The following is a 16,534-nucleotide window of genomic DNA, read 5'->3' on the forward strand; positions in this document are numbered from 1 at the left end:
TACGCAATCATTAATGTTACTAAAGTACAAAAATCTCTTGATAATGGATAAAGAATCAACTTTTTAGCGATCCGATCATATCTTCAGGCTTAACCCATTCCGTAAATTGTTCATCCGTAACAAGTCCCAACTCGATGGCCGCTTTTCTAAGAGTAGTGCCTTCCTTATGAGCTTTTTTGGCAATTTTAGCCGCATTCTCATAGCCAATGTGAGTGTTAAGGGCCGTTACCAGCATCAGGGAATTTTCCAATTTTTCCTTAATCACCTCATGATTTGGCTCTATTCCTATGGCGCAATTATCATTAAAAGATTCACATGCATCTCCAATTAATCGGGCAGAATTGAGCAAATTGAATACCATCATCGGTTTGAATACATTCAGTTCGAAATGTCCGGTCATACCTCCAGCGGAGACAGCTACGTCATTTCCAATCACCTGAGCACACACCATCGTGAGGGCTTCACATTGCGTTGGGTTTACCTTTCCTGGCATTATGGATGACCCAGGTTCATTCTCAGGAATCAGGATTTCTCCAATTCCACTTCTAGGACCTGAGCAAAGCATCCTGATATCATTGCCGATTTTCATTAGACTTACAGCAAGCTGCTTTAAAGCTCCGTGTGTTTCAACTATAGCATCATGAGCGGCCAGCGCCTCAAATTTGTTTTCGGCAGTTTTCATTGGCATACCTGAATACTTGGCAATTTTCTTTGCAACGAGCTCTGCATATCCTTCAGGCGTATTTAGACCTGTTCCAACAGCCGTACCACCAAGTGCCAACTCAGACAGGTGATCCAGCGTGTTATTCAATGCCTTCAGGCCATGATCCAGTTGGGATACATAACCAGAAAATTCCTGTCCAAGACTAAGCGGTGTTGCATCCATGAAGTGAGTTCGACCAATCTTCACCACATTCATAAAAGCCTCTGCCTTCTTATGAAGTGTATCTCTCAACTTCTTCACCTTCGGAATGGTATTTTCTACAACCATCTTGTAGCTCGCAATATGCATGGCTGTTGGGAAGGTATCATTGGAGCTTTGGCTCTTGTTTACATCGTCATTAGGGTGGATGATTTTTTTATCGTCGGATAAAGATCCACCATTAAGAACATGTGCTCGATTTGCAATAACCTCATTAGAGTTCATGTTAGATTGAGTTCCCGATCCTGTTTGCCAAACCACAAGCGGAAACTGATCATCGAGTTTTCCCTCCAGGATTTCATCGCATACTTTCCCAATCAGGTCAGATTTTTCTTTAGCCAGAACACCTAACTCCATGTTAGTTTCGGCGGCTGATTTTTTCAAAATCGCAAACGCTCGGATGATCTCCATCGGCATTTGATTTTTTTCGCCTCCTATTTTGAAGTTGTCTCGTGAGCGCTGAGTCTGTGCACCCCAATATTTATCGGCAGGCACTTTCACTTCGCCCATTGTATCATGTTCTATTCGGTATTCCATGTTGCAATAATTTGTTGGCACAAATCTAACACGGGATTGTGCTTTTGAATTTCAAATGAGTCGGCTTTTTGCTTAATCAAATTTCCGACATACTTTTGTTTAGAATTATTCTAAATAAGACATTGACAACCTCAGTCCTACTTGCAGATTTTCAGTATCTGACCCGTCAGGGTATTGCCTCTTTGATCAAGGCAATGCCAGGATTTGAGGTGGTGAAAATGATCGATACTCCATCTAATCTGAGTAACTCAGTGCAAACTACCTCTCCAGATCTGGTGGTGATTGACATATCAGATAAGGACAGAGAGCTTATTCCTGTTCTAAAGGAGCTAAAGAAGAGTACCTCTTGTAGTTTTCTGGTAATCTCAAATAGTCAGACCAGGGAGTCCATTCAACAGCTTCTGGCAATGGGAATTAAGGGCATTCTAACGAAAAATTGCAGTGAGGAAGAAATTGTCAATGCGCTCCGAGCCGTTGCTCAGGGCAACCGATTCTTCTGCAATAATATTCTGGACTTGGTTGTACATAATCCTGAAAAGGAGGAAGATTGTGAACCCACCTCTCTTTCACCTCGGGAATATGAGGTATTGGAGTTGATTACCAAAGGAAAAACCACAGCCCAAATAGCTGAGGAATTGCATTTGAGCATTCATACAATTAACTCTCACAGAAAGAATATTCTTAGAAAATTAAACCTGAATTCACCAGCAGAATTGATCGTTTATGCACTGGAGTCGGGCATAGTCCGTTCCTGATTATTTTGGAATAGGTATTGGATTTCTGTCAGAATCAATTGCTACAAATGAAAACTCGCCTTCAATCGCCTGCTCACGACTTTCTGAGTACATTTCTTCAATAAAAATCTGGACGGAAACTTTCAGACTCGTATTTCCTATTTCAGTAACTCTTCCTATCAATTCGACAATTGTTCCGGCTGGAATAGGCTTTTTAAAATCGATCTTGCTGCTACTCACCGTCACCATTCGCATTCTGCTAAATCTGGTGGCCGTGATAAACGCTACTTCATCCATGGCATGCATTGCCGTGCCCCCGAAAAGTGTGTCGTAATGATTAGTAGTATTTGGGAAAACCGCTTTGAAAATTCGCGTTTCTGATTTTTCTATTCGTTCGTCTAAGGTCATATTGGAATCATTTACGGAGAATAACAGACATCTTCGATTTAAGGTTTTAATCTTAGCTAGTGTCACGAAAACTAGTTATATAATCACTAGCCTTAGCTAGTCACATCACTACTTCTAGTGATACAAAATTTCCCCACCGATAGCGATTGTAGGAAACTGGTCTGAAATTCAATTTTGCATTGTTTAGAATGATTCTAAACAGAACAACAGAATATATTTTTGCAACGCTTATAATTATGATCAAACAAACAAAAATTTTAGCACTCCTTTTGGGGATAACCATATGCTCAACCAGCTGTGGAGATGACGATAATCCGGGAATCGAGATTACAGTACCGGATACATATAGTTTTAGTAGAGATGGCGAGTCCACCGTATCTTTTAGTGGCCAGACCACACGCACGCTTATGGCGGAGGAAATTGTATCTGCTCTTAGCAATCCTGCTCTTTCAGAAGCTACCATAGATGCCATGTTTGCGCATGAAGAAGGTGCTCAGGATTTTGCCGATGAATCCAATTTTGGGCTGAATGCTTCTGACAAAAGTGTAAGAAGTAAAACAGCCGCATCCGCTGATTTCTTTTCTGCAAATGCCACGCTTTCTGCAGAGATCAAGTCCGATTTTGATAGCTGGATTGCGGAACAAGTAGCTGATGTATTTCCTAATTGGGAAACAGAGGCAAGTGCCGGTGTTGCTGGTCAGATCCAACAAGCAGGTGGTGGTTCTGTCCGATACGTAAATGGCAAAGGTTTAGAGTTAAATCAACTTTTTGGTAAAGGATTGATCGGTGCACTATTCGTGGATCAGATTGTCAACAATTATATAAGCACATCTGTGCTGGATGGAGGAACCAATGTTGAAGATAATGATGCAGGTATGCTTGAAGATGGCAAAGTGTATACTAGCATGGAGCACAAGTGGGATGAAGCATACGGCTATGCTTATGCGAAAGCGACAAACGAAGCAAATCCCAATGCTACACTTGGAGACAATGATAGTTTCCTGTACAAATACATCGGAAGAGTGGAGGGTGATGAAGATTTTACTGGAATTGCTGATGATATCTTCAATGCATTCAAACTAGGAAGAGCTGCAATTGTAGCGGGCGATTATCAGGTAAGAGATACTCAGGCAGAAATCATAAGGGAAAAGCTTTCGATGATCATTGCGATCAGAGCGGTATACTACCTACAGCAAGGTAAAGCAGGACTGGAAGCGGAGACGATAGATTATGCTTCCGTATTTCATGACCTGTCTGAAGGAATAGGCTTTGTGTACAGCCTTCAATTCACCAGACAGCCAAATAGTGAAGCATCATACTTTACGAATGCTGAAGTGAATACCATGATCGACGATTTGATGGCCGGAAATGGATTCTGGGATGTAACCACAACTACCCTGGATGATATTTCAAATGACATAGCTGCAAAATTCTCCTTTACCGTAGAGGAGGCTGGCAGCTAAGTGTAAAGACAAATTAAAAATTGAAGGGGGTTAAATGCCCCCTTTGAAAGGTTTGAGAAATTGAGAAGAATGAAGAAAATACATTTGATTTTTAGCCTCATAGCTGTTGCAGGCTTAACTCTCATCGGATGCTCTGAAGATGAGGGTGGAATCGCCAATGATAATTTTGACCGAAAGGCGATGCTGGAAAACTGGGCGGATAATATCATTATCCCCGGCTATGAATCATATGTTTCTGCCTTGACAGAACTTCATGCAAATACTGAGACATTCACTTCAACACCTTCTCAGGAAAATCTGGAAAACATAAGAATTGCCTGGCTGAATGCGAATATCGCATGGCAAAAGGTGGCGATGTTTGAAATTGGAAAAGCTGAATCAATCACGCTGATCAACTATACCAACATCTATCCAACCAATATTGGTGATCTGGTCAAAACCATTGAGGATGGAAACTATGATCTGACGTCTGTCAACAAACAAGATGAACAAGGATTTCCTGCAATTGAATATTTGATTTATGGAGTCAGAGACACAGATCAGGCAATCATTGATTTGTATTCGCAGGAGATGGTCAATCATCCATACAAGGTTTTCTTACTGGATCTGACAGAAAGGTTAGAAACATTAGCTACTACCGTACTGGATGATTGGAAAAATGGATATCGTGATACGTTTGTCAACAATAGTGGATCTGAAGCAACTTCCTCAGTCAATAAGCTGGTCAATGATTACATCTTCTATTACGAGAAGCACTTAAGAGCAGGAAAAATTGGCATTCCGGCAGGGGTGTTTACTGGATCGACTGCCTCTGAAAAAGTAGAAGGATTGTACAGTGGAAAATCAAAAGAGCTTTTCATGGCTGGCCTAAATGCGATGCAAACATTCTTCAACGGAAAGTCACCGGATTCAAACCTTCCTGTAGAAGGTTTAGGCTTAAAAGCATACCTCGACTTTGTTCAGGAGATTAGTCAGGGTGAAGACTTGGGAGAACTTATCAATGCTCAATTTGATTTGGCAAAAAATGAGGCTGAAGGATTAGAAGCTAATTTTTCAGTGCAGATTGAGAGTGACAACTCTATGATGCTTGAGACATACGATGAGCTCCAAAAAAATGTCATCAATATGAAAGTGGATATGCTTCAGGCACTCAATATACGTGTGGACTATGTAGATGCTGATGGAGATTGATGTCCTTCTTTGATCAACCATATTTCCTAAAAGAAACAAAGGCTGCCCCACTGGCAGTCTTTCGTATTTTCTTTGGCTTGATGATGTTCGTCAGCATCATTCGATTTTGGGGGAACGGCTGGATCAAAAAGCTATACATAGAACCGTCTTTTTTCTTTTCGTATTATGGGTTTGAGTGGGTCAAGCCGCTTGGAGGTTATACGTACTTACTTTTCATCATTTGTGGACTTGCTGCTCTTGCTGTAGCCATCGGATATCGATACAGATTATCAATCGTCACTTTTTTTCTCAGCTTCACCTACATCGAGCTGATGGATAAAACCACCTACCTGAACCACTATTATTTCATAAGCCTGCTGAGTTTTCTTATGATTTTTCTACCTGCAGAACGATACTTTTCACGGGATGCAAGCCAAAAAGGATCACAGCAGTATGTGCCCAAATGGAGTGTTGATAGTATCAAGCTGCTACTTTGTATTGTTTATTTCTACGCAGGTTTAGCCAAGCTTAATTCCGATTGGCTGTTTCGTGCAATGCCCCTCAAAATATGGCTTCCCGGAAAATACGACGTTCCAATTCTAGGAGACTTTCTTCATCAGGAATGGGTTATTTACGCTTTCAGCTGGGGGGGAGTGATTTATGATTTATGCATTCCATTTCTGTTATTGTGGCGAAGAACTAGGCTCTTTGCATTTGCCATGGTGATTATCTTCCATATGCTCACTCGCGTACTTTTCCCAATTGGCATGTTCCCATACATTATGATTGTGAGTGCACTGATATTCTTTGATGCGAGGGTGAATGAAAGAATAATAGAAGCAATAAATAAAATTATAAGTGTCATTTCGAGTGCAACGAGAAATCTACTATCAAAAGGAGAGAGCATTTATAAAGAGGATAGATCTCTCACTACATTCGAGATGACATCTAAATCAAATTCACCAAGGACACCAAAATGGAAACTCACTCTCCTTACTATCTTCTTTGTTATCCAGCTGTTACTTCCCTGGCGATACCTCTTGTATCCCGGTGAGCTTTTCTGGACAGAAGAGGGCTTTCGTTTTTCATGGAGAGTGATGCTGATGGAAAAAGCTGGTTATGCCAATTTCAAGATTATTGATCGAACTAACAACGAGATTTTTTACATTGACAATAGTGATTTTCTAACCTCCTTTCAGGAGAAACAAATGTCATTTCAGCCTGATTTTGTCCTGGAATATGCGCACTATCTTCGCGATCATTTTGCAGCACAGGGAAAAGAAGTTGAGGTCTATGTAGAGAGCCATGCTGCATTAAATGGCCGGAGGAGCCAACCATTTATAGACCCCTCGGTTGATTTGGCCAAGCAACAAGAATCATTCAAACATAAAAACTGGATACTGCCATTCAAGGATGAGATTAAAGGGATTTAAACTAGCGGTTGCAGGGATATTGATGGTAGGGCCACTGATGGCTCAGTATACGCTTTCGGGTACCGTAATAGATAGTGAAAGCGGCAAGCCCATCAGTAAGGCAGAGGTCTATAATCGCAACACCAGCCAACTGACGAGCACCGGAATATCCGGAGCTTTTAGGATAAATAACTTGCCGTCGGGCACACATCAGATTGTGGTGATGTCGCTGGAATATCAGACTCAGGAGTTTGAAGTTGAGATCACAGGAAACCAGGAAATCACCATCACAATGGAAGAATTTCAGCAAGAGCTTTCTGAAGTAGTGATCAGCCGAAAGCGAGAGGAGATTTTCGCACTTAACAGGCTGCAGCCTGTGGAAGGAACGGCCATTTATGCCGGAAAAAAATCGGAGGTTGTTTTGTTAGATCAGATGGTAGGCAATGCAGCAACCAATAATGCTCGCCAGATTTATTCTCAGGTAGTTGGGCTCAATATCTACGAAAGTATAGATGCAGGCCTGCAACTAAATGTAGGAGGAAGAGGGCTCGATCCAAACAGAACCTCAAACTTCAACACTCGTCAAAATGGGTATGACATCAGTGCAGATGTGTTGGGTTATCCGGAAAGCTACTACACTCCACCAGCAGAGGCCCTTAGCGAAATTCAGGTTGTGAGGGGTGCCGCATCGCTACAATATGGAACGCAATTCGGAGGACTGATCAATTTTAAAATGAAGCAACCGGCAGAGAAACCGATCGAATTGATCAGCCGACAGTCAGTTGGTTCCTTTGGTTTGTTCAATTCATTTAATTCCCTTAGCGGGACAGTTGACAAATTCTCTTATTACACCTACTTCAACTACAAGACGGGCGATGGATTTCGCCCGAACTCCGGATTTGAGTCCAAAAATTATTTTGGCAGCTTCGGCTATGCATTCACTGAAAACACATCCGCTACGTTTGAATTCACATCACTCAATTATTTAGCTCAGCAGCCGGGAGGCCTGACGGATTCATGGTTTCAGTCTGATTCCGCTTACACTGTGAGTAATCGATCCCGAAATTGGTTCGAAGTAAACTGGAAGTTATATGCACTGAAGCTCGAGCATAAGCTTTCCACACGATCAGATTTAAGCCTCACACTATTTGGACTTGATGCCGAGCGAAATGCAGTTGGGTTTAGAGGGAACCCAAGAGATCCAATGGTCAATCCTGTGGAGCAGAAAGACGAGAGGGATCAAAATGGAAATTATACTTTTTCCCGCGACTTGCTGAAGTCAGAATTTAAGAATTGGGGAGCTGAATTAAGATACCTAACACGTTATGGGCTAGGAAAAAAGGATGCAGTATTGTTGCTGGGATCAAAATATTACCATGCTAACAATGCCGATCTTCAAGGCCCAGGCAGTAAAGGTGCTGACGCAGATTTTAACTTGGCGTTAGATGAAGATCCCGATTATGTGAATCAGGCAAACTACCGATACCCAAATAGGAATTTGGCGTTATTTGGTGAAAATATCATTTTCATAAATGAGCGATTGTCTATAACTCCGGGACTTAGGTACGAGTACATAAAAACCGAAGCTAATGGCGTATACAATGTAGAAACTTTAGACCTTGCTAATAATGTGACACCTCTTGGTGATTCTACTGAAAACAGATTATTTCAGCGATCTTTTCTTTTACTGGGAGTGGGGTTGAGCTATAGCAAGGATGATAATCTGGAAATTTATTCGAACCTCTCTCAAAACTATCGCTCGGTTACTTTTAGCAACATTCGGATCACTAATCCAACCTTTGTTGTTGATCCAAATATCACAGATGAAAATGGTTACACCTTCGATCTGGGGGTTAGGGGAAAGTGGAAAGGCATTATATCTTATGATGCCGGGATATACGGAATTTTATATGAAGGTAAAATAGATGATGTGACCAATGACAGGGCAGGCAGGGAGCGAAAGAATGTGGGTGATGCGTTGATTCTGGGTTTGGAAATTTTTGTAGATTGGAATTTGGCCAAGACTATGAAGATGTCTGGTGACTACAAGCTGAATTGGTTTATCAATTCCGCTTTTACAAAATCTAGATTTTTGAATTCTGAGGATAACAATGTAAAAGGCCGTGAGGTGGCGGCTGTACCGGACGTGAATTTAAAAACCGGATTGAGGTTTGGATACAGGAATTTGTTGGGCAGCTTCCAGTTCACGCACATATCTGACCAATTCACAGATGTAGAAAACTCTAGGGATCCGGATCAGGCTGGTATCAAAGGAATAATCCCAGCCTACAGCATCATGGACTTGTCCCTATCGTATGTGATCAAACGATTTAAAATTGAAACCGGGGTAAACAATTTGTTGGATGAGAAGTATTTCACAAGGAGAGCTACCGGATATCCCGGACCGGGGATCATTCCGTCTGAGCCAAGAAACTATTACCTAACTCTGCAATTGAAGTTATGAAGTATGTGAGTTTGTTATTTCTAGCAGCACTCCTGTTTTCCTGTTCTCAAAAAGAGCAGAAAAAGGAAGTAAAAGAATACCCTGTCATTGAAACCATGGGGTATTATCAGCGTTTTTCACAGAAGTTATATCTGGCTGGAACAAACCAAAACTGGGAGTTGGCGGACTTCTACACCCATGAACTGGAGGAAGTTACAGAGAATTTGATTGCGAGTGATGTCATTCATGACAACTTCAATTTGAGCAACCTTTCAGAGGCGATGCTTTTACCCAAAATCGAAAAGGTAGAGGAAGCAATCAGGCAGAAAAATGAAGTGCTGTTTCTGGAGAATTATGAATTGATGATCAGTAGCTGCAACCTGTGCCACAATGCCACCAAACATAAGTTTATTAAAATCACCATCCCAAACGATTCTTCCATCTGGAATCAGGATTTTTGACTAAACTTTAGATTATCAAATGTCCCCTTGAGGGGACTAGGGGTGTTTTAAAAACCATCTCCTAACCCTCCTATAAGTGGGAATATTCTGAACAGTTTTTGAGTTAATGCTTGTCGCCGCTTGCAACTTTAGAATAATTCTAAATAAGCTTGGAACATTCGTGAACTGGATTTACGTTTGCGTTGTATTTAGATAGATTCTAAATAAGGATTTGACGAATGAGTAGTATCCCTTTACAACTTCCGGTTTCCAAGCTCTATGAAGAGCACCTTCTTAAGAAGAAAAAGAAGGGGAAAAAACTGAAGGAAGAGTGCTGCTTTAAGTACATGAAGAAAAAGGGAAAGTACTGTAAGTCATGTCCAACATTACATGCCATGTGTCAAAATGCAGGAAGAGATTTATAAAACCAGAAGTGCTTCAATCAAGCAATGCGAGCTTACAGACTCATTTTTGCTGATGTATGATCAGGAAGAGATCGCTTTCAAACTTTGCGATTTGTATGCTTTCAGAAAAAGCATCATGGCTTTTGATATCATGGAACTACTGGAAAGCACAGCTCCTGATGTAGAGATCATACACCTCCCTCACTGCGATCGATTCCTCGTATTATCCCTTCGCGAGATACTGGAATTTAGAGAGCTTCTAAACGGAACCTTCGATACCTTAGCACTTAATAGCGCTGTTCAGAAGATTTTAAGAAAGAACGTATTCAACTTCTGAGCAGTTATAAGTAAAAAAGGGAAAAGAACTTGTTATGAAAGATATTTTAAGAAGACATCATGTTCTCAAAGATGAGATCGTTGATGTGTTGAACAGACAAATTAAGATGGAAGCACACTCATCAGCTGCCTACCTGGCGATGGCTGCCTGGTGTGATGTGAGAGGGTATGATAATAGTGCTGACTTTTTCTTTAAGCAGTCGGATGAGGAACGTAAGCATCAGTTGAAATTATTTCATTACCTGTGCGATATGGAGTGCGATGCGGTATCTCCAACAGTAGGTGAAAGTCAACATGATTTTGGTTCACTTCGTGAGGTGTTTGAAAAAGCACTAGAGCATGAGATTGCAGTTTCTGACGCTATTCATGAGATCGTGGGCGAGTGCCGAAAATACAATGACATTGCTACAGAGGAATTTATGCGATGGTTCGTTCAAGAGCAGATCGAAGAAGAGTATGTGGCAAGAAGAGCGCTCGAATTGTTCGATGTACTTGGCGAAGACAAAATCGCACTTGGTATGTTTGAGGAGCGTATCCTTGAAATAAAGTACGAAGAAGGGTAAGCAAATAAATGCCATCCTGAGCTTGTCGAAGGAGACGTTATTGAGATATCTAAAGCTTCCCAACGGGAAGCTTTTTTATTACCACCTTGCCTTACTTCCTCTCACATCCACATGGATAAAGCCATTGTGGTTACTGTTTTTACGATAGAAGCCCAGCCCGCCTACAAAGGCTGAGTAACGATCTTTTGTGTACTCATTGTCTACAATATCATAAAAGATCCGTACGTCTTTCTCATCAATCTTTCCATCCTTATTCAGGTCATCCATGCTACCATCTTTATTCTGATCGATGAAGATATCAGCTGCTCCACCATACACATGACGACTGTATTGAACGTTTTTGATTGATTTATTATAAAAAGGCGTACGATACCCGCTGATGAATCCGAAGGTTTCTATGGCATATCCTTTTTCATTTACCCGTTCCAGCATGTATTCCAACTTCAAAAGCAACCGCTCTCTGACAATGACATATTTGGGAAACCCTCCGGCTTGTTTGCACAAGAACTGGCGCACAGAAAAGTGAGGCGTCAGCATCAAATCTTTATTATCAGGTGTGACTTCAAATAATCCTTTCGGTGCGTTGTAAATGGGGTTGCCCCTGAGTGGTTGCTCCGGGTAAAGGCCAATTCGATAGCCATTTAGGTATTCACCTTTCAATTGAGTCAACGGAGTGAGGGTCAGCACATTTACTTTGATCAATTTCCCAGACTGATTGGTGACATCAACCGTGTAAGCTCCTGATTTTGAAGAAGCAATAACCCGCCAGCGTGTATTAAATGAAGTAGAATTGACTGTCAGTTGAGTGCTTTTCACGGTGATGGCCTCCGTACTGCTAATGATAACTTCAGAGCCCGGCATCACGAAAGTCGAAAATATGCGATAAGGATTCAATTCACCATTGACTGTAATCGTAAATCCCGCTCGTTCATCGGTGTATGCACTCGATTGAAGGAGTGCACAAACACTCACCACGAATAGCAAATATTTCTTCATAGACTAAATAGTAGGAGGCTTATCTCCCAAAGCTTTTAGGATTGGACGGTCTCTTTCGTAAAGGTCACTTCTAAACTGAACCTTGCCTTCGCTAACCCATGATGTCAAATACAAAATATGCACCATCAAAGGCTCTTTTAGCATAACGGATTGCTCTTTTCCTTCTTTCACTGCCTGCTGAATTTTTTCCAGTGTCCAATCTGACCGCCCCTGCATCAGGTAGCCTGCAAATTGCAATGGGTTATTCAGTCGAATACATCCGGAACTAAAGGCACGGTCTGTCCTATTAAACAGTTCCCTGCTTGGCGTGTCATGTATGTAAACGTTGTACTTGTTTGGGAACATAAATTTTACGGCACCTAAAGCATTAGTAGGACCAGAATCTTGTCGGAGAGTGTAAGGAAAATTTGATTTGGAAAGAGTACTCCAATCAATGGTGTATGGATCGATGATGGTGGCATTGCTGCCTTGCCCGCTTAACACCCTAATGTTCTTGTTCACCAGATAGCCGGGATCTTTTTTGGCTTCCGGTAGAATGTCGTTGAAAAGAATGGTAGGTGGTACTGTCCAGGTTGGGTTCAATACCATGTAAGACATTTTGCTACTAAAAACCGGAGTTTTCCGAAAGGGTTTCCCCACGATCACTTTCTCTTCAAAAGTTTTCTTCTTATCCTTAAAAACTTGAAGTTGATAATCAGCAATATTCACAATCACATAGTGGCTACCCATTTCTTCAGCCGCCCAGCGATAGCGCTCCATGTTTATGATTATTTGATTGATGCGATCCTCAACCGGTACATTGAGAGAGGCAGTTGTGAGCTTCCCAAGATTGCCGTCGGCCTCCAGCCCATTTCTTACCTGATAATTTTTGACAGCTTCTGCCAATTGCTCCGAATAGGTAAACTGATCGGCTGGATTTTGCTTTAGATCTAATGAAGTTTTAAGTCGGCTGATCAATCGTGGTATTCGAACACTGTCAACCATGCCTGGCTTTAAGGTTTCACCAGCGGGGATCGATTCCCAGCCTCCTTTTTTTGCCACGGATCTGTATTCTCTGAGGGCATTTCTCAGCCCTTTATAACCAATATGGTCAGGAGCTAATTCTTTGAGCACTTCACGAACTTTATTTTTATTGAGCGCCTCCTCCAATACTACCTTAGCATCTCCTTCGCGCCTAACAGCCTGCCACTCACTATCAACTGTTTCCGGGTTTATTTTTCCATTTAGAAAGTGAGAGGCGTAGAGTAAAAAAGCATCTGTCAATAACAAATCATATTCAGCTTTCTGTATTTCATCTTTCTCTGTGACCTGAAGTTTCTGAAGTAGTTCCAGATGATAGTCGGTCGGGGTGAGTCCTTCTTCATCTGCATCAGAAACAGCCTGAATCAATTCTTTTGCATCCTTATCATTCCATGCTTTCTTAAATTGACGCTCTTGATAAAATCTAGGGAGTACTGTTCTGCAGTAGATTGGATCTTCTCCAACAAGGACCGGAATTCCTGACGATATCATCTCCACTTTCTGACGAATGAATTCGTCTTGATCTACAGGGGAGAGAGCCAAGGACGAGATTACACCAATTGTGAATAATAAGATTTTTAAAGGCTTCATGGCGTTAAAGGTACTTTGTTTTAGTTCCGAGTTTCTAAGCAACAAGCAAAATCCGTTTACGTTGAAGCAGGGCATGTTAGCAAATAGATGAAAAAAATCCTCATCATTGAAGATGAAGCGAAAGTCGCTAAGCTTATACAAAAGGGTCTTTTAGAAAATCAATTTGATGTCGAATTAGCTTACGATGGAGTCATTGGCTCCAGGCTAGCCAGCTCAGGATCTTTTCATGCAATCATACTTGATGTAAATCTGCCAGGTGCAAATGGATATGATGTCGCTAGAAAGATTCGAGAGACAAACAGTAATGTCCCGATTTTGATGCTAACTGCGATGGGTACCATTGAAGATAAAATTAGTGGGTTTGAATCAGGAGCTGATGATTATTTGCTAAAGCCATTCGAATTCAGGGAGTTGCTTGCCAGGCTCAATGTGCTGATAAAGCGCTCTGAAGGTTCATCACACAAAAAGCTGCTAACGGTTGCAGACCTGGAACTCGATCTTGAAACCAAGATGGTAAAAAGAGCAAACAAAAGAATAGACCTTACCGCCAAGGAGTATGCACTCCTAGAATACCTGATACGAAACCGCGGAAAGGTAATTTCCAGAATAGACATTGCGGAAAAAGTCTGGGATCTGAATTTTGATACCGGCACAAACGTGATCGACGTATACGTAAACTTCCTTCGAAAGAAGATAGATAAGGATGCTTCAAAAAAACTGATTCATACGGTGATAGGTATGGGTTATACACTTAGAGAACCAGATGAAGATTAAAACAAGACTGGTCATCATTTTCACCTTGATTCTTGCAGGAATCAATTTGTTTGCCTTTCTACTTATCTACGTATTGTCAGCCAACTTTAGAAAAGAACAGTTTTATGATCGTCTGTATGAAAAGGCGATAAACACGGCTAAACTGTTGGTGGATGTTGAAGAAATAGATGAGCAACTGCTAAGGATTATTGATGAAAACACTGCTTCGCTACCAGATGAGCAAGTGATCGTTTACGACTTCCTCAATCAGATGGTTTATTCTAACCCGACAATTATTGGAGACCATATTGATCAGCAGCTAATTGACAAGATACGGTTGGAGCAGAAAGTTGAGTTTACACATAATACTAAAGATTACGTGGGAGCGCTTTATATAAGCGAATACGATCGTTTTGTGGTGATTGCTTCAGCTTACGACAGATATGGGCTGGGTAAGCTTTCATACCTAAGGACTGTCTTACTGATTGTATTTCCTATCTCCCTCATCATTGTTTGGCTCTCTGGAATGGTATTCGTTTCCAGAGCCTTCAAGACAGTAAACGACATCATTGAAGAAGTGAATCAAATTACAGAAAAGAGCTTGAGCAGCCGACTTGATGAAGGAAATGGAAAAGATGAACTGGCTAACCTGGCTTTGACCTTCAATCGGATGCTCAATCGTCTTGAAAATGCCTTCGCTACGCAAAAAGGATTCGTTTCGTACGCATCTCATGAACTAAGAACACCCCTCACAACCATTCTTGGCCAGATTGAGGTTGTGCTAATGCAGGAGCGAAATGAAACTGAGTACAGAGAGGTGTTGATTTCTGTAAATGAAGAACTGCTAAAACTAAAAAAACTGACTAACGGCCTTTTGCGCTTGTTCCAATTAACATCTTCCGAGGCTGCCCTGAAACCGGAATCTGTTCGAATTGATGAAATTTTATTTCTCTCAGTAGAGCAGGTAAGAAAGGAGCGTGATTCCCCTATTGAAATTATTTATCAGGATTTACCTGAGGCAGAAAACGAGTTTATCATCCAGGGGAATGAAGAAATGTTGGTTTTGGCAATTAGCAATCTGATTGAAAATGCATGTAAATATTCCGAAGGATCAAAAGTGAAGGTGATCCTCAGCATCAGCTCCATGTCGTTGTGTATCGATATTGTAGACAGTGGTATTGGGATTGAACCTGATGAGGTTGAAAAAATTTTTGAACCATTTTTTAGGGGAAGCAGAACATCTTCCTTTCGTGGTTATGGAATTGGGCTTGCCCTGGTTAAGCAAATCATCTTGCTACACAATGCCAGAATAGAGGTGAAGAATGAAAATCCAGGTACCAGAATGCATATTGATTTTCCTCGAAAATTTTAATGTGATTTTAATTTCCTTTTAAGAAGGCTTTAATGATCGGTTCGTTTGAATGATCAAAATGGAAATTGAAAATGAAAACAGAAAGTAAATCAAAAGTAGTGGCAATAGCATCTACTGCCTTACTGCTAGTGGTAATGTTTGTGGCCTTTGAGAAAATCGCGCTTAATAAGGATATATCAGGGCAGTTGGATCGCGAGAAATTAAAATCTGAAAAAGCCCTTTCTGAAAAGATGAAGTTGGAAAAAGAGATTAAAAACTTCAAATCCCAATTAGCATCTTATGAAGGCAAGAATAAAAATCTCGATAAAGATCTGGAAAAACTGAAAGCGAAGTTGGCTGAAAAGGAGAAAGCTCTGGCCAAGATGTCTAAGGACACACCAGCGATTGTTTATCAAGCCGAGTCTTCAAAAATCAAAAAACTCAATGATGAGTTGAACGCAAGAATAGCTGAACTATCTCGTGAAAATGAAAGGCTGTCTAATGAACTGAGCCAGGCAAATCTGATGATTGCAAGTCTAAAAGAAAGTCCGGATGATAAGTTTGTGGACAATGTGCTTTCTACTGAAAACTATCGAATAGATGCGATGAAGAAAAAGAACGATAAGCTGACAGTACGTGCTAAGAAAATGGGCAAACTGGAGGTAAGTTTTGACGCGCTTTCATACGGTATAGATTCAAACTATCGTCTGGTGGTGAGAGAGCAGACCGGTAGAGAGCTCAGTGGTAAACTGGCGGTAAATGTCACTGAAATTCCGGTTTACTATGCTTCAACAAGCAACATGATTGAGAAGAGCAAAAAGAGAATTGAGTTGAAGTTTCAACCAGAGCAAAAACTGAAAGAAGGAATTTATTCCATCCTTGTGTATCATGAAAATGACGAGGTGGGATCAGCTCAAATTAGGTTAGGAAAATAGTTCTCCTGAACTATGGTTTAAGCGGTGAATGGCTGGGTCTTTTGTGATCTGGCCTT

General features: G+C 41.1%; 16 protein-coding genes. 12 read left to right on the forward strand and 4 right to left on the reverse strand.

The annotated features are described in order from the left end of the window. Positions 1-55: 55 nt before the first annotated feature. Positions 56-1,459, reverse strand: coding sequence for a class II fumarate hydratase (gene fumC, locus ACEQZT_RS07625; protein WP_370088836.1), 1,404 nt, complete (start codon positions 1,457-1,459; stop codon positions 56-58). Positions 1,460-1,527: 68 nt separating this feature from the next. Here fumC and ACEQZT_RS07630 point away from each other — a divergent pair, with 68 nt between their 5' ends. Continuing rightward, positions 1,528-2,214 carry a LuxR C-terminal-related transcriptional regulator gene (locus ACEQZT_RS07630; RefSeq protein ID WP_372530144.1) on the forward strand — a complete coding sequence of 229 codons (687 nt, stop codon included), beginning with the start codon at positions 1,528-1,530 and terminating at the stop codon, positions 2,212-2,214. Here ACEQZT_RS07630 and ACEQZT_RS07635 read toward each other — a convergent pair whose 3' ends face one another. Then, on the reverse strand, positions 2,215-2,601 hold the full coding sequence (locus tag ACEQZT_RS07635; RefSeq protein WP_370088838.1) for an acyl-CoA thioesterase: 387 nt from the start codon (positions 2,599-2,601) through the stop codon (positions 2,215-2,217). It abuts the gene before it with no gap. A 236-nt stretch (positions 2,602-2,837) separates the two neighbouring features. Here ACEQZT_RS07635 and ACEQZT_RS07640 point away from each other — a divergent pair, with 236 nt between their 5' ends. The 8 genes from ACEQZT_RS07640 to ACEQZT_RS07675 all read left to right on the forward strand — a co-directional run bounded on the left by ACEQZT_RS07640 (position 2,838) and on the right by ACEQZT_RS07675 (position 10,832). Next, on the forward strand, positions 2,838-4,064 hold the full coding sequence (locus tag ACEQZT_RS07640; protein WP_370088839.1) for a DUF4856 domain-containing protein: 1,227 nt from the start codon (positions 2,838-2,840) through the stop codon (positions 4,062-4,064). 69 nt (positions 4,065-4,133) lie between these two features. Continuing rightward, positions 4,134-5,255, forward strand: a complete 1,122-nt coding sequence (locus tag ACEQZT_RS07645) for an imelysin family protein (protein WP_370088840.1) — start codon at positions 4,134-4,136, stop codon at positions 5,253-5,255. After that, the gene (locus ACEQZT_RS07650) at positions 5,255-6,667 is read left to right on the forward strand and encodes an HTTM domain-containing protein (RefSeq protein WP_370088841.1); all 1,413 of its coding nucleotides are present in this window, start codon (positions 5,255-5,257) and stop codon (positions 6,665-6,667) included. The genes ACEQZT_RS07645 and ACEQZT_RS07650 overlap by 1 nt, the downstream gene beginning before the upstream one ends. Continuing rightward, a complete protein-coding gene (locus ACEQZT_RS07655) occupies positions 6,648-9,110 on the forward strand; it encodes a TonB-dependent receptor domain-containing protein (RefSeq protein ID WP_370088842.1) in 2,463 nt (820 codons plus the stop codon). The genes ACEQZT_RS07650 and ACEQZT_RS07655 overlap by 20 nt, the downstream gene beginning before the upstream one ends. After that, complete coding sequence (locus ACEQZT_RS07660) at positions 9,107-9,550, forward strand: hypothetical protein (RefSeq protein WP_370088843.1); 444 nt, start codon at positions 9,107-9,109, stop codon at positions 9,548-9,550. The genes ACEQZT_RS07655 and ACEQZT_RS07660 overlap by 4 nt, the downstream gene beginning before the upstream one ends. Positions 9,551-9,768: 218 nt before the next feature. Then, entirely contained in the window at positions 9,769-9,954 is a 186-nt protein-coding gene (locus ACEQZT_RS07665; RefSeq protein WP_370088844.1) for a hypothetical protein, read from the forward strand. Beyond that, complete coding sequence (locus tag ACEQZT_RS07670; protein ID WP_370088845.1) at positions 9,935-10,270, forward strand: hypothetical protein; 336 nt, start codon at positions 9,935-9,937, stop codon at positions 10,268-10,270. Before ACEQZT_RS07665 ends, ACEQZT_RS07670 begins: the two co-directional genes overlap by 20 nt. 34 nt (positions 10,271-10,304) lie before the next feature. Beyond that, entirely contained in the window at positions 10,305-10,832 is a 528-nt protein-coding gene (locus ACEQZT_RS07675) for a ferritin (RefSeq protein ID WP_370088846.1), read from the forward strand. Between the two features lie 78 nt (positions 10,833-10,910). Here ACEQZT_RS07675 and ACEQZT_RS07680 read toward each other — a convergent pair whose 3' ends face one another. Together ACEQZT_RS07680 and ACEQZT_RS07685 are read right to left on the reverse strand one after the other, a co-directional pair. Then, a complete protein-coding gene (locus tag ACEQZT_RS07680) occupies positions 10,911-11,828 on the reverse strand; it encodes a hypothetical protein (protein ID WP_370088847.1) in 918 nt (305 codons plus the stop codon). A gap of 3 nt (positions 11,829-11,831) precedes the next feature. Continuing rightward, the gene (locus ACEQZT_RS07685) at positions 11,832-13,439 is read right to left on the reverse strand and encodes a murein L,D-transpeptidase (RefSeq protein ID WP_370088848.1); all 1,608 of its coding nucleotides are present in this window, start codon (positions 13,437-13,439) and stop codon (positions 11,832-11,834) included. Positions 13,440-13,526: 87 nt separating this feature from the next. Here ACEQZT_RS07685 and ACEQZT_RS07690 point away from each other — a divergent pair, with 87 nt between their 5' ends. The 3 genes from ACEQZT_RS07690 to ACEQZT_RS07700 all read left to right on the forward strand — a co-directional run bounded on the left by ACEQZT_RS07690 (position 13,527) and on the right by ACEQZT_RS07700 (position 16,478). Then, positions 13,527-14,213, forward strand: a complete 687-nt coding sequence (locus ACEQZT_RS07690) for a response regulator (RefSeq protein WP_370088849.1) — start codon at positions 13,527-13,529, stop codon at positions 14,211-14,213. Then, entirely contained in the window at positions 14,203-15,564 is a 1,362-nt protein-coding gene (locus ACEQZT_RS07695; RefSeq protein ID WP_370088850.1) for an ATP-binding protein, read from the forward strand. Before ACEQZT_RS07690 ends, ACEQZT_RS07695 begins: the two co-directional genes overlap by 11 nt. A 71-nt stretch (positions 15,565-15,635) precedes the next feature. Next, positions 15,636-16,478, forward strand: a complete 843-nt coding sequence (locus ACEQZT_RS07700; RefSeq protein ID WP_370088851.1) for a hypothetical protein — start codon at positions 15,636-15,638, stop codon at positions 16,476-16,478. Positions 16,479-16,534: the final 56 nt, after the last annotated feature.

Source organism: Ekhidna sp., assembly GCF_964218185.1.
Taxonomy (GTDB): Bacteria; Bacteroidota; Bacteroidia; order Cytophagales; family Cyclobacteriaceae; genus Ekhidna.